This window comes from Parafrankia discariae, from assembly GCF_000373365.1.
Lineage (GTDB): Bacteria > Actinomycetota > Actinomycetes > Frankiales > Frankiaceae > Parafrankia > Parafrankia discariae.
On sequence record NZ_KB891219.1, the window covers coordinates 1 to 21,906 of the forward strand.

Annotated in this window: 34 protein-coding genes and 1 pseudogene; 32 read left to right on the forward strand and 3 right to left on the reverse strand. The window is 71.2% G+C overall.

All coding sequences use genetic code 11. From position 1 onward, the window contains the following. A pseudogene (locus B056_RS42825) lies at positions 1-174 on the reverse strand (IS256 family transposase); the annotation flags it as partial. 407 nt (positions 175-581) lie between these two features. Here B056_RS42825 and B056_RS0117000 point away from each other — a divergent pair. From B056_RS0117000 to B056_RS0117095, 19 genes are all read left to right on the forward strand, one after another. Then, a complete protein-coding gene (locus B056_RS0117000) occupies positions 582-845 on the forward strand; it encodes a hypothetical protein (protein ID WP_018503065.1) in 264 nt (87 codons plus the stop codon). Then, entirely contained in the window at positions 826-1,218 is a 393-nt protein-coding gene (locus tag B056_RS0117005; RefSeq protein ID WP_018503066.1) for a hypothetical protein, read from the forward strand. Before B056_RS0117000 ends, B056_RS0117005 begins: the two co-directional genes overlap by 20 nt. Before the next feature lie 7 nt (positions 1,219-1,225). Next, positions 1,226-2,104, forward strand: a complete 879-nt coding sequence (locus B056_RS0117010; protein WP_018503067.1) for a hypothetical protein — start codon at positions 1,226-1,228, stop codon at positions 2,102-2,104. Further along, complete coding sequence (locus B056_RS0117015) at positions 2,101-2,319, forward strand: hypothetical protein (protein ID WP_018503068.1); 219 nt, start codon at positions 2,101-2,103, stop codon at positions 2,317-2,319. The genes B056_RS0117010 and B056_RS0117015 overlap by 4 nt, the downstream gene beginning before the upstream one ends. Next, positions 2,316-2,549 (forward strand): MerR family transcriptional regulator, encoded by a 234-nt coding sequence (locus B056_RS0117020; protein ID WP_018503069.1) that lies wholly within the window; start codon positions 2,316-2,318, stop codon positions 2,547-2,549. Before B056_RS0117015 ends, B056_RS0117020 begins: the two co-directional genes overlap by 4 nt. A gap of 1,445 nt (positions 2,550-3,994) precedes the next feature. Next, positions 3,995-4,129, forward strand: a complete 135-nt coding sequence (locus B056_RS43645) for an HNH endonuclease (protein ID WP_020572549.1) — start codon at positions 3,995-3,997, stop codon at positions 4,127-4,129. Between the two features lie 12 nt (positions 4,130-4,141). Continuing rightward, the gene (locus B056_RS0117035; protein ID WP_018503071.1) at positions 4,142-4,633 is read left to right on the forward strand and encodes a phage terminase small subunit; all 492 of its coding nucleotides are present in this window, start codon (positions 4,142-4,144) and stop codon (positions 4,631-4,633) included. Further along, positions 4,602-6,248 (forward strand): hypothetical protein, encoded by a 1,647-nt coding sequence (locus B056_RS0117040; RefSeq protein ID WP_018503072.1) that lies wholly within the window; start codon positions 4,602-4,604, stop codon positions 6,246-6,248. The genes B056_RS0117035 and B056_RS0117040 overlap by 32 nt, the downstream gene beginning before the upstream one ends. A 21-nt stretch (positions 6,249-6,269) precedes the next feature. Then, positions 6,270-7,607 carry a phage portal protein gene (locus B056_RS0117045; protein WP_018503073.1) on the forward strand — a complete coding sequence of 446 codons (1,338 nt, stop codon included), beginning with the start codon at positions 6,270-6,272 and terminating at the stop codon, positions 7,605-7,607. After that, a complete protein-coding gene (locus B056_RS0117050; RefSeq protein ID WP_018503074.1) occupies positions 7,607-8,353 on the forward strand; it encodes a VG15 protein in 747 nt (248 codons plus the stop codon). The genes B056_RS0117045 and B056_RS0117050 overlap by 1 nt, the downstream gene beginning before the upstream one ends. Positions 8,354-8,442: 89 nt before the next feature. Then, positions 8,443-8,976 (forward strand): hypothetical protein, encoded by a 534-nt coding sequence (locus B056_RS0117055; RefSeq protein WP_018503075.1) that lies wholly within the window; start codon positions 8,443-8,445, stop codon positions 8,974-8,976. Between the two features lie 84 nt (positions 8,977-9,060). Then, positions 9,061-9,909, forward strand: a complete 849-nt coding sequence (locus tag B056_RS0117060) for a hypothetical protein (RefSeq protein ID WP_018503076.1) — start codon at positions 9,061-9,063, stop codon at positions 9,907-9,909. A 1-nt stretch (position 9,910) separates the two neighbouring features. Then, a complete protein-coding gene (locus B056_RS0117065) occupies positions 9,911-10,327 on the forward strand; it encodes a hypothetical protein (protein WP_018503077.1) in 417 nt (138 codons plus the stop codon). Further along, complete coding sequence (locus B056_RS0117070; protein ID WP_018503078.1) at positions 10,324-10,665, forward strand: head-tail adaptor protein; 342 nt, start codon at positions 10,324-10,326, stop codon at positions 10,663-10,665. Before B056_RS0117065 ends, B056_RS0117070 begins: the two co-directional genes overlap by 4 nt. Continuing rightward, a complete protein-coding gene (locus tag B056_RS0117075) occupies positions 10,662-10,901 on the forward strand; it encodes a hypothetical protein (RefSeq protein ID WP_018503079.1) in 240 nt (79 codons plus the stop codon). The genes B056_RS0117070 and B056_RS0117075 overlap by 4 nt, the downstream gene beginning before the upstream one ends. Then, a complete protein-coding gene (locus B056_RS0117080; protein ID WP_154677088.1) occupies positions 10,898-11,569 on the forward strand; it encodes a hypothetical protein in 672 nt (223 codons plus the stop codon). The genes B056_RS0117075 and B056_RS0117080 overlap by 4 nt, the downstream gene beginning before the upstream one ends. Beyond that, positions 11,560-12,171, forward strand: a complete 612-nt coding sequence (locus tag B056_RS0117085; RefSeq protein WP_018503081.1) for a glycosyltransferase family 2 protein — start codon at positions 11,560-11,562, stop codon at positions 12,169-12,171. The genes B056_RS0117080 and B056_RS0117085 overlap by 10 nt, the downstream gene beginning before the upstream one ends. A gap of 13 nt (positions 12,172-12,184) precedes the next feature. Further along, entirely contained in the window at positions 12,185-12,352 is a 168-nt protein-coding gene (locus tag B056_RS42835) for a hypothetical protein (RefSeq protein ID WP_020572551.1), read from the forward strand. Positions 12,353-12,357: 5 nt separating this feature from the next. Continuing rightward, positions 12,358-13,068, forward strand: a complete 711-nt coding sequence (locus tag B056_RS0117095) for a hypothetical protein (RefSeq protein WP_018503082.1) — start codon at positions 12,358-12,360, stop codon at positions 13,066-13,068. Here the strand turns inward: B056_RS0117095 and B056_RS0117100 are convergent. Continuing rightward, complete coding sequence (locus B056_RS0117100; protein WP_018503083.1) at positions 13,062-13,289, reverse strand: helix-turn-helix domain-containing protein; 228 nt, start codon at positions 13,287-13,289, stop codon at positions 13,062-13,064. The two genes, B056_RS0117095 and B056_RS0117100, sit on opposite strands and share 7 nt — an antisense overlap. Before the next feature lie 137 nt (positions 13,290-13,426). Between B056_RS0117100 and B056_RS0117105 the strand changes: the two genes are divergently transcribed. The 3 genes from B056_RS0117105 to B056_RS0117115 are packed head-to-tail and all read left to right on the forward strand — an operon-like array spanning position 13,427 to position 15,278. Further along, positions 13,427-13,885, forward strand: coding sequence for a hypothetical protein (locus B056_RS0117105; protein ID WP_020572552.1), 459 nt, complete (start codon positions 13,427-13,429; stop codon positions 13,883-13,885). Continuing rightward, entirely contained in the window at positions 13,882-14,490 is a 609-nt protein-coding gene (locus tag B056_RS0117110; RefSeq protein WP_076784713.1) for a glycosyltransferase family 2 protein, read from the forward strand. The genes B056_RS0117105 and B056_RS0117110 overlap by 4 nt, the downstream gene beginning before the upstream one ends. Next, the gene (locus B056_RS0117115; protein ID WP_018503086.1) at positions 14,487-15,278 is read left to right on the forward strand and encodes a glycosyltransferase family 2 protein; all 792 of its coding nucleotides are present in this window, start codon (positions 14,487-14,489) and stop codon (positions 15,276-15,278) included. The genes B056_RS0117110 and B056_RS0117115 overlap by 4 nt, the downstream gene beginning before the upstream one ends. On the opposite strand, the gene B056_RS0117120 is transcribed toward B056_RS0117115, so the two are convergent. Then, positions 15,275-15,610: a hypothetical protein gene (locus tag B056_RS0117120; RefSeq protein ID WP_018503087.1), complete on the reverse strand. Its 336-nt coding sequence runs from the start codon at positions 15,608-15,610 to the stop codon at positions 15,275-15,277. The genes B056_RS0117115 and B056_RS0117120 overlap by 4 nt on opposite strands. 43 nt (positions 15,611-15,653) lie before the next feature. Here B056_RS0117120 and B056_RS36935 point away from each other — a divergent pair, with 43 nt between their 5' ends. The 10 genes from B056_RS36935 to B056_RS0117170 are packed head-to-tail and all read left to right on the forward strand — an operon-like array spanning position 15,654 to position 21,897. Continuing rightward, positions 15,654-15,890, forward strand: a complete 237-nt coding sequence (locus B056_RS36935; protein ID WP_018503088.1) for a hypothetical protein — start codon at positions 15,654-15,656, stop codon at positions 15,888-15,890. Next, on the forward strand, positions 15,890-16,171 hold the full coding sequence (locus B056_RS36940; RefSeq protein WP_018503089.1) for a WDGH domain-containing protein: 282 nt from the start codon (positions 15,890-15,892) through the stop codon (positions 16,169-16,171). Before B056_RS36935 ends, B056_RS36940 begins: the two co-directional genes overlap by 1 nt. Next, positions 16,168-16,872 (forward strand): glycosyltransferase family 2 protein, encoded by a 705-nt coding sequence (locus tag B056_RS0117135; RefSeq protein WP_018503090.1) that lies wholly within the window; start codon positions 16,168-16,170, stop codon positions 16,870-16,872. Before B056_RS36940 ends, B056_RS0117135 begins: the two co-directional genes overlap by 4 nt. Further along, the gene (locus B056_RS0117140) at positions 16,872-17,249 is read left to right on the forward strand and encodes an HK97-gp10 family putative phage morphogenesis protein (protein WP_018503091.1); all 378 of its coding nucleotides are present in this window, start codon (positions 16,872-16,874) and stop codon (positions 17,247-17,249) included. The genes B056_RS0117135 and B056_RS0117140 overlap by 1 nt, the downstream gene beginning before the upstream one ends. A 10-nt stretch (positions 17,250-17,259) precedes the next feature. Continuing rightward, entirely contained in the window at positions 17,260-17,850 is a 591-nt protein-coding gene (locus B056_RS0117145; RefSeq protein ID WP_018503092.1) for a hypothetical protein, read from the forward strand. A gap of 2 nt (positions 17,851-17,852) precedes the next feature. After that, positions 17,853-19,703 carry an SGNH/GDSL hydrolase family protein gene (locus B056_RS0117150; protein ID WP_018503093.1) on the forward strand — a complete coding sequence of 617 codons (1,851 nt, stop codon included), beginning with the start codon at positions 17,853-17,855 and terminating at the stop codon, positions 19,701-19,703. A gap of 2 nt (positions 19,704-19,705) precedes the next feature. Further along, complete coding sequence (locus tag B056_RS0117155; RefSeq protein WP_018503094.1) at positions 19,706-20,731, forward strand: hypothetical protein; 1,026 nt, start codon at positions 19,706-19,708, stop codon at positions 20,729-20,731. After that, positions 20,728-21,066 carry a DUF3168 domain-containing protein gene (locus B056_RS0117160; RefSeq protein WP_018503095.1) on the forward strand — a complete coding sequence of 113 codons (339 nt, stop codon included), beginning with the start codon at positions 20,728-20,730 and terminating at the stop codon, positions 21,064-21,066. Before B056_RS0117155 ends, B056_RS0117160 begins: the two co-directional genes overlap by 4 nt. Then, positions 21,067-21,498: a phage tail tube protein gene (locus tag B056_RS0117165; RefSeq protein WP_018503096.1), complete on the forward strand. Its 432-nt coding sequence runs from the start codon at positions 21,067-21,069 to the stop codon at positions 21,496-21,498. Positions 21,499-21,501: 3 nt separating this feature from the next. Beyond that, positions 21,502-21,897, forward strand: coding sequence for a hypothetical protein (locus B056_RS0117170; protein WP_018503097.1), 396 nt, complete (start codon positions 21,502-21,504; stop codon positions 21,895-21,897). Positions 21,898-21,906 lie beyond the last annotated feature (9 nt).

Consider the following 21,906-nt stretch of genomic DNA (forward strand, 5'->3'; position numbering starts at 1 on the left):
GCGGCCACGGTCGTCACGCTGGTCAGCGAGCTCGGCGATGTAGGCGTCGACCTCGGCCTCCAACGCGGCCGCGAGCATCCGCCGGGCACCCTCCCGGACGATCTCATCGATCAGCGACGGGCTACCCGCCGAACCATCAGCGGGCGTGTTCTCCTCGGGGACTACCGTGAGCACGGGCGTGCCTTCCCGACCGACGCGCCAACGTCGGCCTGACTGAGACCCAAACCTCGATCACCGGGAAGGTACGCCCTCCCCAACCGATCCACAGGTCTCAACCATTGCTCCGCCCGCCTCGCGGGACGTCGCTTCTTCGCCACGGCCCTTCTCGGGGGCACCATCGTCGCCTCGGCCACGGGGTGCACGGGCAAGGCCACCGAGCCGTTCCGGGACTCGGCGGTCGCGAACCGCAACGACAAGCCGGCCGATGTCCTGACCTTCCCCGACGGCTTCTCGAACGTTGCCGCTAAGTGTGACGGCCGCAACCGCGTGTGCGTGATCTACAAGGGTGACGCCAACCGCGGGTCCATCGCCGTCGCCCCGAACGACCCCGCCTGCCCCGCAGCCACAGGAGCCACCCGGCGATGACCAGTAGCTATGAGCCGACCGGAGGCGATGGCCGGTACGCCCGCATCTACACGGCCGACCTCGAGCCACGCGAAGAAGAGGAGGACGGCCTGGAGACGACGCCGTCCTTCGAGGTCTTGGCCCTCGCGCTCGACCAGGCGCTCACCGCCGGCGACCGCGTCGGTGCGGCGGCGCAGATCCGGCTCCTACGCCTCCGGGCCCGCCGGCTCGCCCCGTACTGGGAACAGGGAGGAAGCGACAGTGCCCCGGATCAGCCCTGACGACCCGCGAGACCTCGGCGGGGACATCGCCGGCCCGGGCGGTCCGCATGACCGCAACGCGGTGGTCGTGGACACGTCCAACGCGGTCCTGCTGGCCGGCCTGGACGTGGCCATCGCGCACAACGCGTCCGATGGGCGGGACTTCGTGACCCTGCTCGTCGAGGGCCGGATCAACCGCACCCAGGACCGGACCCGGGTCCTGTGGCTCGCCGACGAGGACGGCCTGGCCGCCCTCGTGACCGAAATCGAAGCCCTGATGCGCCGAGCAGGCCCGGCCTGGCTCGACCGCTACCGGGCCGCGAAAGCCCGGCGCATCGCGGACATGAAAGCCGCGGGCACGTGGCGTCCACTGCCTCTCGATCCGGGCAGATGATGTCCCCGTGACCGATGACCTGTCCGGCCTCGTCGCCGAGCTGGAGTCCCTCTATCGCGCTCTGGGCGCTGCGCTGGGCGCCGAACCGGCAGACGGGCCGGACAGGTCCACAGTCACCCGGACCGCGGACATCTGGTGTGCCCACCACCGTCGTGGGCATCGCCCGGACCAGTGGACACAGGTGTGCACTCCCGGTCCGGACCCGCGCATCACCGGCGGCGCCGGCTGGGCACGGCCCACCCTGACCGCGACCACGAAACCGGGTCAGGGCGGCCGGTCCGTGCCCGGGTCGCGGCCCCCGTTGGACTTGGGCATCCTGACCGCGCAGGAAGAGATCTGGACCGCGGCCACGGAGCTCGTCGCGGACCTGCGGCACCGGCTTGGACATGCCCGGCGCGAACGGGGCATGTCCGCGCTGGCCCATGTGCCCATGCTCGTGGACCAGCTGACCGAAGGCGGCGCGGAGCCGCGCTGGGTGACCGTGGGCATTACCCGCCTGACCCTGGCTCGGACACGGGCGCGTGAGGCCCTGGACATGGACCTGCGGCCCATGCGCCTGGACCCCTGCCCATCGGACCGTCAGCCCTACACCGCGGCGTGGGCCGGACTGGACTGGGAGCCGCTGGCCGAGTTCGTCGATGGGGTGTGCCGGGAGTACGACTGGGCAGCCTCGGCCGCGTGGACCACGACTCGCCGCCGGAGCGACCCGGACGCCGGCCCGGTGGATGTCTGGCGGCCGGCCCGGCTGTATGTCCGTAACCCGACCGCGGCTGCCGAGTCCGAGGCTGCGGCGATCCGCTGTCCGGGATGTCGCCGGGTCTGGGTCGGGGTCCAGGGCCGGGCCGAGTTGTTCGACCTGATGCACGGTGACCGGAGGTCCGCGTGAGCAGCTACATCGTCCGTGTCGCGGGATGTGATGGCAGCACGACGGTGCTCCTCGAGCTGGATGACACCGAGGCCGTGGCTGCGCGTCGGCTGGCCGAGGCGGTCAACGCGGCCAGCCGTAGCGGCTGCGAGCCACGGATGCGGATTGTCGCCGAGGCCGAGGCGACACCGATCGATCGCGAGTACCTCGACCGCAGCAGAGACGACCCGCTGTGAGCACGGTGGCGGCGGGCACGGTGGCCCAGCTCGCTCACGTCACCGGTATCCCGGAGAGCACCATTCGGCTCTACGCCCGCGACGGCGACCTGGTTCGGGTCGACCGTGTGCTCGTCGGGCGGCGATGGGTGCCGCGCTACGACGGCGCGCAGCTGATGCGGGTGTCGGCCGCGAGGACGGCCACACGGCGCAACCGTAGGCGTGTCGGCTTGACGCCGGTGATCGACTAGCCGTATACGTGATGTGCTCCCACCCGTATCGGTAGGGATCGACACCGCGCGTCCCGCCTGTGCCCGTGCCAGGTCTGGGGCGCTGTCGTACGTTGAGGGCGCTGGCGCCCTGTTGGGTCTGCCCGGGGCGCCAGCCGCACAGCGTGGCAAGGGGGCTGGTGGGGTGAGGCTCTCGGACATGATCCCTCTCGGGCAGGTCATCGAGCGTCTGTGTCGGGATCCCGCCTTCTGCTGCGAGTGGGAGAAGATCCACCCCCCTGAGTGCACCCCCCACCCCCATGCCTGCGCCCCGCCCGCGCCCAGCCCCACTCCTGCCTGTGGGTAGCAGCAGGCGTAGCAGCCCCCTGCCTCGAGGCTGGCCAGCGATCCGCCGGCGCATCCTCGCCCGCGACCCGACCTGCCGTCTGTGCCACCTCGCCCCGTCCGTCGAGGTCGACCACATGGGCGCATCCGATGACCATCGCGACTCCCAGCTGCGCGGGGTGTGCCACCCCTGCCACGCCACCCGCAGCGGCCGGCAGGGCGCGGCCGTGAGTAACCGGCGCTACACCGCACGCCGACGCCCTGCCGAGCCTCACCCAGGCCTGTTGCCTCACCCTGAGTGACCGCGCGCCGGTCGGGGGTGGGGGAGGACCCCCGGCCCCGGGGGGTCCCCTGACCGGTGGGCATACAGCCGGAGATCCACTACGGGTCATGACGTTCGGGACGCCCCCCGCGCGCCGCCCGTCGTCACCTTCCGTAGCACCCGCGCTGATCGCTGTGGGTGAAGAGGCCCGCGTCTCCCGGCGCGGGCCTCTCGCATGTCCGGGAGGTGCCGGGTGGAGACCGTTCGCCTCTGCCGCGGCTGCGACACGGAGAAGCCGATCATCGACTTTCGGATCGACAGGCGGAAGCGGGGAGGAAGAGGCACGCGGTGCCGGCCATGCGTGTCCGCTCACACTCGCGCCTACGGCGAGCGCCTCCTGGCCGCAACCGGCGCTCGACCTGAGGACCGGCACAGAGAGACCCGCCGGTGCCAGGACTGCGGCTGTTCGATCAAGGTGCGCAAGGGTAGGTCGACCACCCGATGTCGCCCGTGCGTTGCGCGGGCCGCAGCGCGAAGCCGTCAGCTCCGATCGAAGGAGGTGGCCCTCTACTGCGGCAGCGCACCACGCCGGGCGTCGCCAGTCCCGCTGGCGCGTCCGGAGCCGAGGCTTCGCCGTCGCTGGTACGCCGGGCGTTGCCTGCGCTGCGGCAAGCCATTCATCCACGACCAGCCGCAGACACAGACCTGCTCGGAGTTGTGCAAGAAGCGCCTCTGCAGGAGCCGACGGCGAGCGGCGAAACGCGCCGCCTATGTTGCCGAGGTCAGCGACTGGCAGATCTTCGAGCGGGACCGCTGGACTTGCAAGCTGTGCGGTAAGCGAGTGGCCCGGACAAAGAAGGTCCCACACCCGAAGTCGCCCGTGATCGACCACATCGTTCCGCTCGCGGCCGGCGTCGAGCTGGGCGGAGTCCACGCCCCGTGGAATGTCCAGTGCGCGCACTTCCTCTGCAACTCGATCAAGCGTGACCAGTTCGCGCAGGCCGCGCTCTTCTGACGGGAGGTCCGCATGTCTGGCGTCCCTGGCCGTGGCGGTCCGGTCCCGAAGCGGCAGGCGCAGCGTCGGCGGGCGAACAAGCCCGAGGTGGAGGTGCGGTCCGCGCCGGCCGCTCCTGCGGGGAAGGCGCAGCCGCCGGCGGCTGCGCGGGACTGGCATCCGATCGCGCGGCGCTGGTACAAGGCGCTGGCCGAGTCGGGGCAGTCGGTGTACTACGAGCCGTCGGACTGGGCGACGGCCTACCTGCTCGCCGAGGTCATCTCCCGCGAGCTGCAGCCGCAGATCGTCGGCCGCGATGAGGAGACCGGCAAGCCGCTGACCGCGACGATGCCGGTCAAAGGGGCGAGCCTGGCCGCCTGGTTGAAGGCGATGACCGGGCTGATGGTCACCGAGGGGGAACGGCGCCGGGCCCGCGTTGAACTGACCCGCACCGACGAGGAGCCGGCCGAGGAGGGGGCGTTGTCCAAGCTCGATGAGTACCGGCGGCGCGCTCTCTCCGGCTGACCGGCTTGTCACCCTCCCCCCTGGCCTGCCTGAGCTGACCCTCGGCTACGAGGCGGCGTGGTGGGCGGAGCACTGGCTGGTCCAGCCGAACGGGCCGCGCGCCGGCAGGCCGTTCCAGTTCACTGCGGGGCAGATGCGGTTCGTGCTGTGGTGGTACGCCGTCGATGACGAGGGCAGGTGGCTGTTCCACCACGGGGTGCGTCGCCTGGCGAAGGGGTCGGGGAAGTCGCCGTTCGCCGCGGTGCTCGGGCTGATCGAGTTCTGCGCGCCGGTGCGGGTGCACGACATCGATCACCGCAAGGGGCAGGTGGTCGGTAAGCCGGTCGACATGCCGCTGGTGCAGATCGCCGCGACCGCCGAGTCCCAGACCGGCAACACCATGCGGATGGTCCGCGCCTTCGCCCCGAAGGGCAGCCGGGTCGTGCAGGGGCACGGCCTGGACCCGGGGAAGGTGAAGTACTACCGGCTCCCCGAGGGGACGCTGGAGGTCATCACCTCCTCGGCGACCGCGGCGGAAGGGGCTGAGGGGTCGTTCTGCATCGCGGACGAGACCGAGCACTGGAAACCGAACAACGGCGGTGTGGAGCTCGCCTCCACCATCCAGGACAACCTCGCGAAGTCCGGCTCCCGGATGCTGGAAACGTCGAACGCCTGGGTGCCTGGCATCGACTCGGTCGCCGAGGGCACGTGGGATGCGTGGCTGGCCCAGGAGGAGGGCCGCAGCCGGGCGGAGACGCGGATCCTCTACGACGCGCGGATCGCCCCGGCCGACACCCGCCTCGACGACGAGGCGTCGCTGTTGGCCGCGCTCGAGCACGTCTACGCGGACTGCCCCTGGCAGGACCTGCGGCCGATCATCAACCGGATCTGGTCGCTGAACGCCCGCCCCGATGAGTCGAAGCGGAAGTACCTCAACCGGCCCATCGCCGCCGAGGATGCCTGGACCACGCCCGAGGCCTGGTCGCAGCTGGCCGACACGGCCAAGGCCGTCGCCGACGGCGAACCGGTCGCGCTGTTCTTCGACGGGTCGAAGTCGAGGGACGCCACGGCGCTGGTCGGGTGCCGCATCGAGGACGGGCACGTGTTCCTCGTCGAGGCCTGGGAGCCCGACCCGCGCCATGACACGACCGACGGGGTGCCGGTCGCCGCGGTGGACCGGGCGGTGCGCGCGGCGATCGAACGATGGGACGTCGTCGGGTTCTTCGCCGACGTCCAGGAATGGGAGTCGTTCGTCAAGGTCGACTGGCCCGAGCTGCTGGGCGGCAGGAACCAGCTGTGCGTGCACGCCGTGCCGGGTGGGCGTGAGCCGCAGCGCATCGCCTGGGACATGCGCTCGCACACCTTCGAGTTCACCAAGGCCGCCGAGCTCGTCGCGGCCGAGATCGGTGACCGCAAGTTCAGCCATGACGGGAGCGCTGTGCTCGCCCGGCATGTGGCGAACATGCGTAACCGGCCGAACCGGTACGGGGTCAGTGTCGGGAAGGAATCCCCCGACTCGCCCCGCAAGATCGACGCCGGTGTGTGCGTCATCGGCGCGCGGATGGTCCGACGCCTGGTCCTGGCCTCACCGACCTGGGTGAAACGCCGACGGCGGACCGGCCGCGCGATGTTCTGACGAGGAGAGGAGGGCCTGACGATGGTGCTGTCCGCCGATGGTGCTGTCGCCCAGGCCCGTCTCCTGCTCGACCTGCGCGAGCAGGAAGCGCCGCGGTTGAAGCGGATCCGGGAGTATCTGCGCGACGACCCCGACCGGCGCCTGTCCGGTCTGCCTGAGGCCGCGCCGCAGGAGCTGCACCGGATGGCGAAGTTCGCCCGGGTGAACATGCTGCGGTTCGTCGTTGGTGCCCGGGTGCAGGCGATGTACGTCGACGGGTACCGGGTGCCGCGCGCCGCGGACGATGTTCCGGCGTGGGGAGCGTGGCAGCGTAACCGGCTCGACGCCCGCCAGATCGGCGTGCACCGTGCCGCGCTCGCCTACGGCGCCAGTTACATCACGGTTCTGCCGGGTGATCCGGTGCCAGTGATCCGTGGGGTGTCGCCGCGGAGCCTGACCGCCGCCTACGGCGATGACGACGACTGGCCCCGCTACGCCCTGGAGAAACGCCGGTCCGGCTGGCGGTTCTACGACGATCAGGCCGTGTACATGCTGGCCGGGGCCGACGCCGACCGGCTGACCATGGTCGGCGAGCCGGAGAAGCATGACGCGGGGAAGTGCCCGGTCATCCGTGTCCGGGAAACCGAGGACCTCGATGAGGAGGTGCTCGGTGTCGTCGAGCCGCTGATGCCGCTGCAGGACCAGATCAACGTGACCACGTTCGGTCTGCTCGTCGCGCAGCACTACGGGGCGTTCCGCCAACGGTGGGTGATCGGCTGGTTGGCCGACTCCGAGGAGCAGAAACTCAAGGCGTCGGCGTCGAAGTTCATGAACTTCGAGGACCCGGACGTGAAGATCGGCGAGTTTGCGCAGACCGACCTGTCCGGGTACATCGCCAGCCGTGAGGCCAGTCTGAAGCACCTGGCCACCATCTCCCAGACGCCGGCGCATGAGCTGCTCGGTGAGCTGGTGAACCTTTCCGCTGATGCGCTCGTCGCCGCCGAAGCCGCCCACCGCCGGGCGGTCACCGAGAACCAGGCAGTCGTCGGTGAGGCGTGGGAACAGGCACTCGAACTCGCCGGCGAGATGATGGGTACCGAACCCGCCCCCGACGCTGAGGTGCGTTGGCGCGACACCGAATCCCGCAGCCTCGCCCAGGTCGCCGACGCTCTCGGCAAGCTCGCCAGCCAGCTGAGCATTCCCGCGGCCGAGCTGTGGGAAATGATCCCGGGCGTCAGCCAGCAGCAGGTCGAGCGGTGGCGTGCTGCGGCCGCAGAGGGTGATGCGTTCTCGCAGCTGAGCAGTCTGCTCGAGCAGCAGGCCGCGGCCCTCCCCGCGCAGACGCCGGTGCCCGAACCGCCCGCGCCCGCCCCAGCCTGATGGCCGGCTCGGCGGAGGCCACGCAGCTGACTGACCAGTACCGGCGCCAGCAGCTCGCGCTGCGCGCGGCGACGACGCGGGACCTGCAGACGATCTGGCCCCTGTTCACCGGCAGCGACGAAAGCTTCGCGTCGTTCACCGAGGCCGCGGTGAACCTGGTGCTGCAGCGGCACAGCACCTCGTCGGGTCTGGCCAGCGCCTACTACACCCGGTTCCGCGCTGCTGAGGGAGTCGCAGGGGAGATCATTCCCCGGATCGCGCCCCGCATCGGCATCGGCCTCATCCAGGCGGCGCTGTTCGCCACCGGTCTGGCTGGTACCCGCCGGGCGATCGGCGCCGGCCAGACCCTGGGGGAAGCTCGGAGGACTGGGCTGGTCCAGGCCGCCGGCGCCGCGTCCCGCCTCGTGTTGGACGGCGGCCGCCGCACGGTGGATGACACGGTGCGCGCGGATCCGAAGGCCCGCGGCTGGGTGCGGGTCACCTCCGGCCAGCCGTGCGCGTTCTGCGCGATGCTCGCCAGCCGCGGCCCGGCCTACAAGTCCGACCGGACGAGCCGGTTCCAGGCACACGACCACTGTGCGTGCACCTCGGAGCCGGTGTTCGAGGGGTCCGAGCTGCCCGCGACCACCCGCCGCTTCGAGCAACTGTGGCGCGAGTCCGCCGCCGGCAAGGACGACCAGCTGAACCGGTTCCGCCGCGCACTCGCCGAGCAGACCGGCCAGGCCGCCGTCGCGGCCGCCGAGTAGACGTCTTCGCCCCGCGATGGGACGGAGATCAAATCCGGGCGCGATGCCCGTCCCTGCCGTGAGGGCGGGGTGACACGAGGGAGGCCGTGATGGCCGACGAGGACGACACCGACACCGGCACCGAGACGGCGGAGGACGACGTGACGTCGACCGACACCGACGGCGGAGGTGAGGACGGCGCGCAGCGGGCGTTGGCCTCCGAGCGGCGCGCCCGCCGGGCCGCCGAGAAGGCGCTGAAGGACGCGACGGCTCAGCTGCAGGCCGCCGCGGACAAGGACAAGTCGGAGACGCAGCGGCTGCAGGACGCGGCTGCCGGCGCCGAACGACGCGCGGAGGAAGCCGAACAGCGGCTACTCCGCATCGAGGTCGGAGCCGACAAGGGCCTGTCAGTCGCTCAGGCGAAGCGCCTGGTGGGCGCCACCCGGGAGGAGCTCGAGGCCGACGCCGACGAGCTGCTCGCCACGTTCGGCGGCAGCGCGAAGGAGACCGCGGCCGAGGACAAGCCGAAGCCCCGGCCTGGTGGGAAGCCGACGGAGAAGCTCCGCCCGGGCGCCGCACCTGAGTCCGAGCCGAAGGTCGACCCCGGCAAGCTCGCCGCGTCGATCCTCGAACGTCCGTTCTGATCAACCCCGCTCGGCCAGAGCCGCCGCGGGTTCACATACAGGAGGTAGACCGTGGCGGTTCTGACCGCACAGGGTATTTCGGCGGTGGCAATCGAGCTCCTCACCCGGACGCTCGTCCTGCCCCGGACCGCGACCATGATCCCGGGCGAGGAGTTCGCCGGCAGCAACGGCGACACCATCACCGTCCGCGTCCCCCAGCCCGGAACGGCCCGCAAGCAGGCCACCCCCGGGACGACGATCACCTACGACACCGTGAACGAGGTCCCGGTCGACGTCTCGCTGGAGCACCTCTACCACGCGAAGCGGATCACCGACGAGGAAGCGTCGCTGGAGCTGGAGGACTTCGCCCGACAGGTCACCCGGGTGCAGGTCGCCGCGGTCGCCACCGGGGCGGAGAACGAGCTCGCCACAGCGATGAACGACCTGACCTCGGATGACGACGACGTCACCGCCGCCAACATCAAGAGCCGGGTGCTGGAGGCCCGCACCGCGATCTCCCGGGCGAACGCGCCGGCGACGGACCGGTGGGCAGCCTGCTCGCCGGAGTTCGCCGAGGTCGTCCTGGGCCTCGACGAGTTCTCCCGGGCGGACGCCGCCGGTGACCAGACCGCCCTGCGCGAGGCGATCATCGGCCGGTGGCGAGGGTTCACCTGGGTGGAGGCCAACGGGCTCGACGCGGGCACCGCGGTGCTGTACCACCGCTCCGGGTTCGTGATGGCCAACCGGTCGCCGGTCGCCCCGCGCGGAGCCCGCGAGTCCGCCACCACGACCAGCGGTGGCATCTCGATGCGGCAGATCTTCCAGTACGACCCGAACATCCTCTCCGACGCCAGCGTGCTGTCCACGTTCGCCGGCGCCGCGGTGGTCGCGGAGAACGAGGCGGGTACGGACATCCGCCGGGCGTACAAGCTCGAGCTCGCCAGCCTGAGCTGACGTGCCCCTGCCACCGCTGGTCGACCTGGCCGCCTACCTCACGCGGACCGGGCAGGTCCTCGCTGACTTGGACATCGCTGAGCAGGCGCAGCTGACTGCCCTGCTCGGCGACGCCAGCGCCCTCGTACGCCTGGAGGCTGGCCTCGACTGGGTCGCCGGCGACGGGGTCACGGTGACCACGCCGGATGTGGTGGTGCCGGTCGTGGTCGCCATGGTCCGGCGCAGCACGGATAACCCCGAGGGGCTCACAGGGGAAACCCTGGGTGATCACAGCTGGCAGATGGGCAACGCGAGCGCTGACCTGTACCTGACCAAGGCCGAGACGAAGACGGTGCGCCGCGCCGCGGGCCGCGCCGGCTTCGGTTCCATCCAACTGGAGGGAGATCTGCCCGTGCAGCCGTCGGAGTGGTGTTGGTGAGGATCACCCGCCGGCTCAACCGGGAGCTCGAGGTGTGGCGGCCGGTGGCTGAGGACGACGGCGCCGGCGGCCAGACCGTCACCCCGATGCTCGTCGACACCGTGCCGATGAAGATCGACCAGGCGTCCGCCGCCGAGCGGCTGCTGGCCGCGCAGGCCGGCGCCGAGCTGACCCACAACGGCTACGCCGAGCCGGACGCCGACATCGCCCGGGGCGACGAGCTGCGCGGTGACGGGCAGACGTTCCGCGTCGACTCCGTCGTCGAGCCGTCCACGCCTCGCTACAGGAAGGCCGGCCTGGTGCAGGTCCAGGCCGAGCCGGGAGACGAGCCATCGTGAAGCTCCCGCCTGGCCTCGTGACCGCTGGCGCGAACTCGCGCTACTCGGTGCAGGGTGGGCAGCACCGGCACACCCGTGGGGGCGAGGCCGCGGCCGCGACCGCGCAGGACTGGGACGGGCAGGTCGCTGTCCTGCGGCGGATGCCGATGCCCAGCGCTCCGTCCATGGCGGCGGGTGTCTGCGGTAGCTGCGAGGGGCCTGTCGAGCTCGCTGGGTACTGCAGGTGCTCGGCATGACCGACAGCACGGGTGCTGAGCTGACGATCCTGGTGCCGATGCTCGGCCGGCCACACCGCGTCGCCCCCCTGCTCATGTCTATCGGTACGACCGTCCCCGACGCCGAGGTGCTGTGGCTGGTCACCCCAAGGGATCACACGGTCGTCGCCGAGATCGGCCGTGTGGGAGGCCGGGCGCTCGCGGTGCGGCACGACCGCGGCGACTACGCCCGAAAGATCAACACCGGGTACAGAGCGACCGACCGGCCGCTGCTGTTCCTCGGCGCCTCCGACCTGCTGTTCCGCCCCGGCTGGTACCAGGCCGCCCGCGCCCAGCTTGCCGCCGGCATCGGTGTCGTCGGAACCAACGACCTCGGCAGCCCGCGGGTGCTCGCCGGCGAGCATGCCACCCACAGCCTCGTCGCCAGGGCGTACGCCGACCAGCCAGGAGCGACCGCGGACCAGGCCGGTGAGGTGCTGCACGAGGGCTACTGGCACGAGTACTGCGACGACGAGCTCGTACAGGTCGCCCGTGCTCGCGGCGCCTGGGCGTTCGCCGAGAACTCCCACGTCGAGCACCTGCACCCCGACTACCGGAAAGCGCCGGTAGACCGGCTGTACCTGCAGCGCCGCCGGCGGATGCGGCAGGGCGAGCCGCTGTTCCGGGAGCGGGAGTCGCTGTGGACGTGACCGTCGCCATCGGCACGTTCGGCCTGTCCTGGTGGTACGACCTCGCTGTCCGCCGGGCGATCCCGTCCGCTGAGGCGCTCGGCGTCCCCGTCGTCCACTACCACGCAGAGACCCTCCACGACGCCCGCAACGGCGCCCTGGCCCTCGTCGACACCGAGTGGGTCATCCACCTGGACGCCGACGACGAGCTCGAGCCGGGCTACCTCGACGCCATGGCCGCCGGCACCGCCGATGTCCGGGCGCCGGCGGTGCGCTATGTCCGCGGCCTCGGCCGGCTGCGCGCGAGCACCCCGGCTGTGCCGACCGTGGCCGGTCACAGCCACCACTGCCAGGCAGCCTGCCTGCTGCAGGGGAACTGGCTGGTCGTCGGCGCCCTCGTCCGCACCGATCTGGTCCGCCAGGTCGGCGGCTGGCGCGACTTCGACTGGTCCGAGGACTGGGATCTCTGGCTGCGCTGCCACCTCGCCGGCGCCAGCTTCGAGGCCATGCCCGCGGCGATCTACCGGGCCCACGTCCGCCCCGGCAGCCGGAATCGGGCGCCGAGCAGGCAGACCCGGCTCGCCGCGCACCGCGCCATCGCGGCAGCGAACGGCATCCTGTGAGAGAGGACATCCAGTGGCTCACGTCGTGAACGAGGACCAGCCGTCGCCTCCTGATCCCTGGAACCGTGCCGCGGCTGTCGCGGAGAAGCTCGAGGCGATGGCTGATCTGGCGCCCCGTGAGGAGGCCTTGCCTCTGCTGCGGGAGGCGGCGGCTATCTGGGTGACCCTGGCACGGGGCTGACCTCCGTGAACATCGCCGTGCTCGTGATGACCGACGGCCGCGACGACCTGCTCGACCGGACAATTCAGTCGGCCCAGTGGAACCTCGGTGGCCCGCTCGTCCGGTGGATGATCCACGACGACACCGGCGATGGCGACCATCGTGAGGTGCTCAGGAGGCGATACCCGCACGTTGAGCTGATCTCGGCGAGCAACCGCCGGGCTGGATTCGGCGGGTCCATCCGGTGGGCGTGGACAGTCCTCAGCCTCCAAGCTGAGGCCGCTGAGGTCGACTTCGTCTTCCACCTCGAAGACGACTTCGTCTTTCGCCAGCCGGTCGACCTGCGTGCGATGGCCGAGGTGCTCACCGCCAGCCCGCACCTCGCCCAGCTTGCGCTCCGCCGGCAGCCCTGGAACGACGCGGAACGGGCCGCTGGCGGCATCGTCGAGCAGCACCCCGGCAGCTACGTCGAGATCTCCGGCGACGACGACGGACACGCCTGGCTCGAGCACCGACGGTTCTTCACCACCAACCCCTGTCTCTACAGGGCCGCACTCTGTTCGACGGGCTGGCCGACGGGCGCCGAGTCGGAGGGCCGGTTCGGCCTCGGCCTGCTCGAGCGCGGTCTGCCCTGGGGAGTCCCCGGTCCGGCGGTCCGCTTCGGCTTCTGGGGCGCTCGAGACAGCGGCGAATGGGTGGAACACATCGGCCACCAGCGCGCAGGCACCGGCTACTGAATCACGGTCTCCACAGCCAGCATGATCGGGGACGGATCGATGAGTTGCTCAGGCGAGACATCCAACGCCGCCGCGAGCGCAACCAGATCGTCGACGCTCAGCCCCCGCTCACCATGCTCGATCTTGGAGAGCCCCGTCGGCAGGATCGGGCGCCCGAGATCCGTCAGCCGTTCCGAGAGCTGCACGAGCGTCAGGCGCCGTGCCTTCCGCAGCTGCGTCACGCGACGGCGCACTCGTTCGCCGGTAGTTCCCACCTCGAGTGGGTGCGTCCCCATATCGGAAGGCTAGCCGTCCACGACAGCCGTCGGGATCGGCTACCGAGGAAGGGCGGGCAATGATCCGTAAGAGAGGCACATCGTTGATCGCCGTACTCGCGGTGCTGGTCGTCTGCGTGGTTGCCGCCGCGGCGATCGCGCGCGCTGACCCGTTCGATCCGACCAGCGGAACCGTCGCGGTGATGGCCAGCGGCGGGACGGTTTACGAGGACTACACCGCCGGTCCACAGAGCGTGAACGGCAGCGTCACCGTGGCGGCGGTGACGCTACCGGCCGGCCGGTACGAGCTGCTCGCCAAGGCTTGGGTCGACAATTCCCTCGGTTCCGAGTCCTTTATTCAGTGTGGCTTCGTCGATGGCATCGCCGGAAATGACAACACTCGCGCGAGCGCCGGCTCCGCCTACGTGACGATGATCGCTTCCGGTGCCTCCGAGTTCGCAGAGGAGACGGAAGTGGAGTATGTCTGTGCCAGCGATGCGGCGGTGGACGTGCATCGCGCCTTGCTGAAAGCCACCACCGTCAGCGCGATCGTCCTCCAGTGACCCATATACACAGCTGCATTGTCAGCTACAAACGGCGCAAACTTACCGAACGGACCCTCAAGAGCTACCTCGCCACGGTTACCGTGTCGTATTCCGTGGTAATCGTCGACAACGGCTCTCCGGCCGAGGTGACGGACTGGCTGGCAGCGCTGGACGTACCCGTAGTTCTTCTCGGCGAGAACCGGTATCCGGGCTACGCGACCAACCGGGGCTGGGAGTCGATGCCGCTCGAGACCACGCTGCTGCATCGGATCGATAACGACACCGAGTTCGTGCCTGGCTGGTGCGACCGGGTGCTCGCCGCGTTCACCGACCCGCAGGTCGGCCAGGTCGGCTTGGCCGCGGCCGGGGACGAGCCGTGGACATCGATGCCGTCCTGGCCGGTGGGCGGCAACTCGATCATTCGCCGGGAGCTGTACGACGCCGGGCTGCGCTACTCGGAACGGCCATGGACGGCGGACGGAACGATGGAGGACCACCAGCTGACGAAAGATGTGTGGGCGATGGGCTGGCAACGCGGATGGGCGGCCGAGGCGATCGTCTACCTCGGCGGCGGCGACCCGGAGTACTACGAGCAGACCCGCCGGGCTCGGGGGCTGGCGTGACCGTCGTCGGGATCGCGATGGTGCGTGACGAGGCCGACATCATCGCCGGCACCCTGCGGCACATGGCAGGCGAAGTCGACCAGCTCCTGGTCGCTGACAACGGGTCGACCGACGGCACCCGGGAGATCCTCGACGCCCTCATCCCCGACCTACCGCTGGTCGTTGTCGACGATCGGGATCCTGCCTACTACCAGTCGGCGAAGATGACCAAGCTCGCTGGCATCGCGCACCGGCTGTTCGAGGCCACCTGGATCGTGCCGTTCGACGCCGACGAACTCTGGTACTCCCCGGCCGACCGGATCGCCGACGTCCTCACCGCCAGCCGCCGCCCCTACGCCGTCGCCGACCTGTACAACCACCTGGCGACCGCGCTCGACGAGCCCGGTGACGATCCGTTCCGGACGATGGTCTGGCGGCAGACCGATCCCGGCCCCCTGGGCAAGGTCGCGCTGCGCTGGCAGCCCGGTGCGGTGATCCATCAGGGCAACCACGGCGTCACCCTCCCCGCCGGCGGGCCGCCGCTCGAGGGCGCGCTGGCCGTTCGCCACTTCCCGGCGCGCAGCCCGCAGCAGTTCGCCCGCAAAGGCCGTAACGGCGCTGCGGCGTACGCGGCCGCACCCGACCTGCCCGAGCACGAAGGCGCCCACTGGCGTGCCTACGGCCGGCTCCACGCCCAAGGCGGCGACGAGCTGCTGCACGAGGTGTTCCGCGAACACTGGTGGTACCTCAGCCCGACCGACGCCGGCCTCCTCCGCGACCCCGCCCCCTACCGGTGGTGGGAGAGCTAAGGCGTCAGTCCGACGGACGACCCGACCTGGCGCCACGCACCGCCCTCGTGCCGGTGCTCCTCCTCTGCCACCCCGGCCGGCGCGGTGGTGATCCGCTGCACGGCGTAGCCGATCGCCCGGTCGAGGTCGCTGTGCTGCTCGACGGTCACCCGAACCTTGGCCGTTGCACCGTCACGCCGACGGCCGCTCATGGTGACCGCGACCAGGCCCGAGTGCCTGTACACGCGGAATCCCTGATCGCCTTCCGGGAGAGCATCCGCCGGCACCTCCTCGGTGTCGTACTCGACCTCCATGTCCTGGATTTCTAGCAGGGGCTTCAGTTCCGAGCTCATGCCTGCATCATCCCGCGCCCACCCGAGAACAGGAGAACTGATCATGGACGACGCGATTCCGGGCGGCCCCGGGGAGTTCGACGACCGGCACCCTGCGACCCTCGGCCTGCTGAAGTTCTTCACCTGGGCGCACCTGCCCGCCCACCTGCAGGAGGTCTCCCGGCCCCTCGGCGAGCTCGCCGAGCAGATGGTGCGCACCCTGCCTGACGGACCGGAGCTCACCGCCGGCCTCCGCAAATTGCTCGAGGCGAAGGACTGCTTCGTCCGGGCGGCGCTCTAATGTCGATCCTCGTTCCTGCCGAGCAGCTTGACGCTGCTTATCGCGAGCGTGCCCATCTGGTCGCTCACCTCGCACGCGCGTATGAGGCGCACTGGGCGATCGACGAGGCCGAGCCCGAGTGGCCGGTGATCTGTATCCACACCCCGGCCGGCCAGCTGTGCTGGCATGTCAACCGTGCCGACATGGGCCTGTTCCCGCCCGGACTCGAAGAGCGTCCGTCGGACTGGGACGGCCACACCACAGAGGAGAAGTACGCCCGACTGGCCCAGCTCGGAGCATGACGCGGGTCGCGGTCGTCGTCCCCTGGCGGCCGGATGGCGGCGAGCGGGACCGCCACTGGCAGTGGCTCGCTGACCGCTGGCGCACCACCTTCCCGGAGTGGGAGCTGCGGGTCGGCGAGCTACCGGCCTCGGTCGGGCCCTGGTGCAAGGCGGCCGCGGTCGCCCGGGCGCTCGAGGGCTGCACCGCCGACGTGCTGGTCGTCGCCGACGCCGACGTGTGGGCCACGCCCACCGACACGGTCACCAGGGCGGCCGCGTTGGCTGCCGGCGGCGCGCCGTGGGTGATGCCTCACCGGCAGGTCCGCCGCCTCACCGCGGCCGCGTCCGCTCGGGTGCTCGCCGGCGAGGCGCTCGAGGTTGTCGGCGCCGCCCGCCAGGCGCTCGCCGAGCGGCCCTACCCGGGGATGCGCGGTGGTGGCCTGTTCGCGATCCGCCGCGAGGCCTTCGAGGACATGGGGGGCTTTGACCCCCGTTTCCGTGGCTGGGGTGGCGAGGACGCAGCGTTCGGTCGGGCCGCCGACACCCTGCTCGGTGAGGTGGTTCGCCTCCCCGGCGTGCTGTGGCATCTGTGGCATCCGCCGCAGGAACGGATCAGCCGCACCATCGGCTCCGAGCAGTCCTACCAGCTCGCCGGCCGCTACCGCGCCGCTCGCCGGGATCGCCGCGCGATGCGGACGTTGATCGAGGAAAGGGCCCGCTGATGGCGCGACGTGGCCAGGCGGTTCGCATCGAAGGCCTCAAAGAGCTGCGTGACGCAATCGGCCGTATCGAGGGGCAGGTGCTCCGCGGGATCCGCCGCGCTGTTGAGCAGTCCGTTGAGGCCGTCCAGGCCGACGCCGAGCGCCGCGCTCCGGTCCGTACCGGAGATCTGCAACAGGTCGGGATCGGTTCGCAGGTCGACGGCGACGGCCTGGGCGGCGATGTCGGGTTCACCGGCGACGGCTTCTACGGCCACTTCGTCGAGTTCGGAACGTCGCATTCCCCAGCTCAGCCGATGCTCGGCCCGGCCGCCGAGGCTGAGCGCGCCGAGCTGCCCCGCCGTATGACTCGCGAGATCAGCCGCGAGCTCGGAGCCTGAAAGGACACTCATGCCGATCTTGACGGATGCGGTGAAGAACGCCGCGCTGGACCAGGCCGCGACCCTGATGGGGTACCTGGCCGTGCACTCCGCCTACTCGGCGTCCGGCGCGAACGAGTCGAGCACGGCGCGGCAGGCGATCGCCTGGGACGCCGCGTCCGGCGCGGTCGTCGCGATGACCGGCACGGAGAGCCTGGCCATGCCGGACGGGTCGACCGGTGCCTGGCTGGGCCTGTGGACCGCGGTGACCGGTGGGGTGTTCCGCGGCATGCTCCCGAACAGCGGCGGCGAGGCGCCGCGGCAGTTCGCCGCGGCGACCACGGACACCCTCACCTCACCCGGTCACGGGTACAGCAACGGGCAGCGCGTCACCGTCCTGCCCGGAGTGGGCGGCGCCGTCCCGGCCGGTCTCACCGTGGGCGCCCACTACTGGGTGATCAACGCGGCGACGGACACCCTGCAGCTGTCCGCCACCCAGGGCGGATCCGCGGTCGACATCACCGCGGCCGGCTCCGGCCTGGTCCAGCGGATCCGTGTCGAGACGTTCGACGCCGCCGGGACGATCAACGTCAACGCGATGACGCTCACCCTCGCCGGCTGACCATGGTCGACTACGATCTGCCGGCGATCTCGACCGATCCCCTGGATCCGGATGTCTGGGGGCAGGACGTCACGGATGCGTTCGGCGCGTTCGACGCCGAGGTGGAGGCGCCGCGGGCCGTGCAGGCGTTGCGGTCCTGGCGGGCCTCACTCGCCGGCCGGTGGACCAGCCCCACCCGGATCGTCTGCATCGGCTCGTCGACCACGTTCGGGACCGGCGCCAGCGTGATCGACCGCCGCTACGTCAACCGGCTCGGCGACCTGCTGCACGGCCGGTTCAACCCGCCCGGGATCCCCGGCGGGGCGCACGTCGCCGGCGTCGACACCGGCTGGACCACCACCGGCACCGTCGGCACCGCCGTCATCGGCCTCGGCCTGCAGTCAGTGACCCTGGCCATCGGCGCGACGATGAGCCGCACCTTCACCCTGACCACGGGCGTCACGATCCTGTTCGAGCAGGGCCCGGGCGCCGGCCAGTTCTCGGTCAGCATTGACGGCGGCGCGGCCACGACGATCACCCCGGACACGACCGGGGCCGCTAACAGGCACGACGGCACCTGGTCGTCGGCCGTGCTCACCGCAGGCTCACACTCCCTGACGATCACAGCGATCGGTGCCTGTGTGATCAGCGGCGTGTACGCCCACAACGGCGACCTGGCCGCCGGCGTGCAGGTGTACCAGTCCGGCCGCGCCGGCGCCGTCACCTCCGACTTCCTCGGCCCGTCCATCCCCGTGCGGATCGCCCAGCTCGGCGCCGGTCTTTGCCCGATCATGCTGGGGGCGAACGAGTACGCGACTGGCGTCGCCCCCGGCGCCTTCGGCTCGAACCTCACCACGCTGATCGGCAACATCAAAGCCGTCGCGTACCCGCCGCCGGCGATCCTCCTGCCCGGCACGTATCCACGGCTCGACGTCGGTGCAACCCCGGCCTACCCGTGGCGGGCCTACCTCGAGGTGATGCGCGAGCTCGCGGCGAACGACCCTGTCAACATCGCCTACGCCGACGTGAGCCAGCACTTCCCCGCATCGAACGGCGCCGACGCCTGGAACCTGCTCGACCCGGACCTGGTGCACCCCACCGACCGCGGCCACGCCCACATCGCCGAGCAGGTCGAGCAGAGCCTGCGCAGCCCCCGCCTGGCCGGCATGCGCGTCCACACCCCCGCCATGATCGACCCGAGTGGCCTGTCGGGCCTGCTGGCCCGGTATGACGCCAGCGCGATCACCGGCCTGGCCAACAACGACCCGGTGTCCACGTGGACGCCCGTGGCCGGATCCGAGACGGCGGCCCTCGCCCAGACCGGCACCAACCGCCCCACCTACCTGACCGGTCGGATCAACGGCCGGCCGTCCGTGTCGTTCAACGCGGCGAACTCCCAGCACATGGACACCGGTGCGTGGGCGGCCAGCCACGCGGTACCGATCACGATCGCCGCCGTCGCCCGCTTCGACCTCAACGGCGTGCAGCCGATGAACTGGTGGTCAGGGCGCACCGGGGTGTTCGTCTACGCGGGATCCACGCCGACCGTCGTGCAGATCGGCGCCGGCGCCGCAGGGGAACTCAACAGCCGAGAGCCCGCTGACCTGGCCTGGCACGTGGCCGTCATCGTCTACAACGGCGCCAGCTCGACCATCCACTGGGACAGCCGTTCGTTCACGACTCGAGGCACCACCGGCACCGGCGTCAACGCCGCGCTGCCCGGCCTGCGCCTGGCGACCAACAGCGGTGGCACCGCGAACTACCTCACCGGTGAGGTCGCGGACCTGTCCGTGATCGGCCGCGCGCTGACCCAGACGGAGATCAGCGGTGTCGTCGCCTACCTCGCCGACCGGTACGCCCTCCCGGCGGCCTGACCGTGGCCGGCTTCGGTACCCGCCGCTTCGGGCTGGGACCGTACGGCATCGGCGAGGCCGACCCGGCCGGCGACGTCGACAGCGAGGCCGCCGGCACCCTCCTCACCGCCGCCCAGACCACCACCGCCGGCACCCGGCCGGGCAGCACCGCCGGCGCGGCCGCGGCCGCGGGCACCTCCACCGCCCGCCGCACCGCCCCCGCCGGCCCGGCCGGTCGAACCGGCCTCGCTGGCGCGGTGGTCGGCGTGCACGCGGCCAGCTCGGCGCCCGGGGCCCGTCCCGCGGTCGCCGCGGCGGCCACCGCGATCCGGGCCGCGGGTGGCACCGCCGGCGCCCGCCTGGCGCTCGCCGTCGCGACCACCACCAGCCGGACGGGCACCGCGGCGCCGGCCGGCCGGCTGCTGCTCGTCGGCACCGTCACCGCGGTCCGTACCGCCCCGGCCGCCGCCGCAGCCAGCGCGCTGTCGATGGTCCCCGCGGTGAACGGCACCCCGGTGATACCAGGCAGGGCGGACGCGGCGTCCGCCCTGGCGGTAGCCGGAGCCTCGGCGTTGACGAGCGGCCGGCCAGCTGACACCGGCGCCGCTGTCACCGAGGCGGGAAGAGCGGCTGCGACCCGGGTCACCACGGCCGCGGCCGCCGGCGCGCTGCAGCTGCGCGGCACGGTCACACCGGTTCGCGTGGCCGCCGGCGGCACCCGAGGTGGCCTCAGCGCCGTCGGGACCGCGGCTGGGCCGGCCGGGCACCGGGCCTCCGCGACCGCCGGCGGGATCCTGCTCGGCACGGCCATCATCACCACCACCCGACAGGGCACCGGCTCCGGAACGCTGACCGCCCGGGGCGCTGGCGCGGCGGGCCGGCGCACCAGCGCGGCGGCCGCCGGCACCGTCCAGCTCGCCCCGCACGCCCGCGGCGTCATCCCCGTGCCCTGGGTACCGCCGACCGCCGCGGCGAGCCTCGGCCCCGTGCAGCGCGCCGTGTACGAGCTGCTCACCGCCGACCCGATCCTGATGGGCGACGACCCGTGATCACAGGTGTTTTCGACTTCGTTCCCGAAACCGCCCGCCGCCCGTACATCACGCTCGGCGAGGCCATCGAAACCCCGGACAACACCCACAGTGGATACGGCCGGCAGACGCTGCTCACCCTCCACGTCTGGACGGAGATCCGCGGCTACGCCCAAGGCAACGCGATCGTTGACCGGCTCGTCGCGCTCCTCGACCACCAGCCGCTCACCATCACCGGCCGCAGGTGGATATCGACCCGGCTCGAGTTCGCCCAGGCACTGCCCGACCCGGACCCCCGGATCCGCCACCACGTGCTCCGGTTCCGCATCACCAGCACGATCCTTCAGGAGGTCTGAATGGGCGGCATGGACGCCTTCGGTACCGAGCTCCGCCGGGGCAACGGAGCTCCCAGCGAAGTTTTCACCCCGATCGCCTACGTCACCAACATTTCCGGTCCCGGTATGGAGCGGGAAACGCTCGATATGACCTCCCACGGCTCCCCGCAGCAGTGGCGTGAGTTCATCGGTGGGATCAAAGACGGCGGCGAAATCAGCATCGACATGAACTACGACACCGGTGAGGACACCCACACCAGCCTTCACGAGGACTTTGACGACGACGGTCCCCGTAACTACCAGGTCGTGTTCCCGGACGCGGTTCAGACCTGCTGGGAGGTCGCCCTCGTCCTCACCAACGTCGAGCCGGAATATCCCCACGACGACAAGGTGGCCTGCAGCGCGACCTGGAAGGTCAGCGGCAAGCCCAACCTCACCACCCTCGGGAGCTGACACATGGCCCTTCTCGGTCGCGACGCGATCCTCAATGCCGACGACCGCAAGACCGTCGACGTCGAATGCCCGGAATGGGGCGGCGCCGTGCGGCTCCGATCCATCACCGGCGCCCAGCGCGACGCCTTCGAGCAGTCCTGCCTGATCCAGAAGGGGCGGGAACGGCGCGTCAACATGCGCAACGCCCGCGCCAAACTGATCATTCTGTGTGCGGTCGACGAAACCGGAGCCCCGATGTTCAGCGACGCGGACCTGTCCGCGCTCGGCCGGCGCAACGCCAAGCCCATCGACCGCCTTTTCGAAGCCGCGCAGAAGCTCTGCGGCCTGTCCGAGGACGATCTGGGCGAGCTGACCGAGGATTTCGACAGCGCCCAGAACGAGGACTCCACCACCGACTAGCCCTCGCCC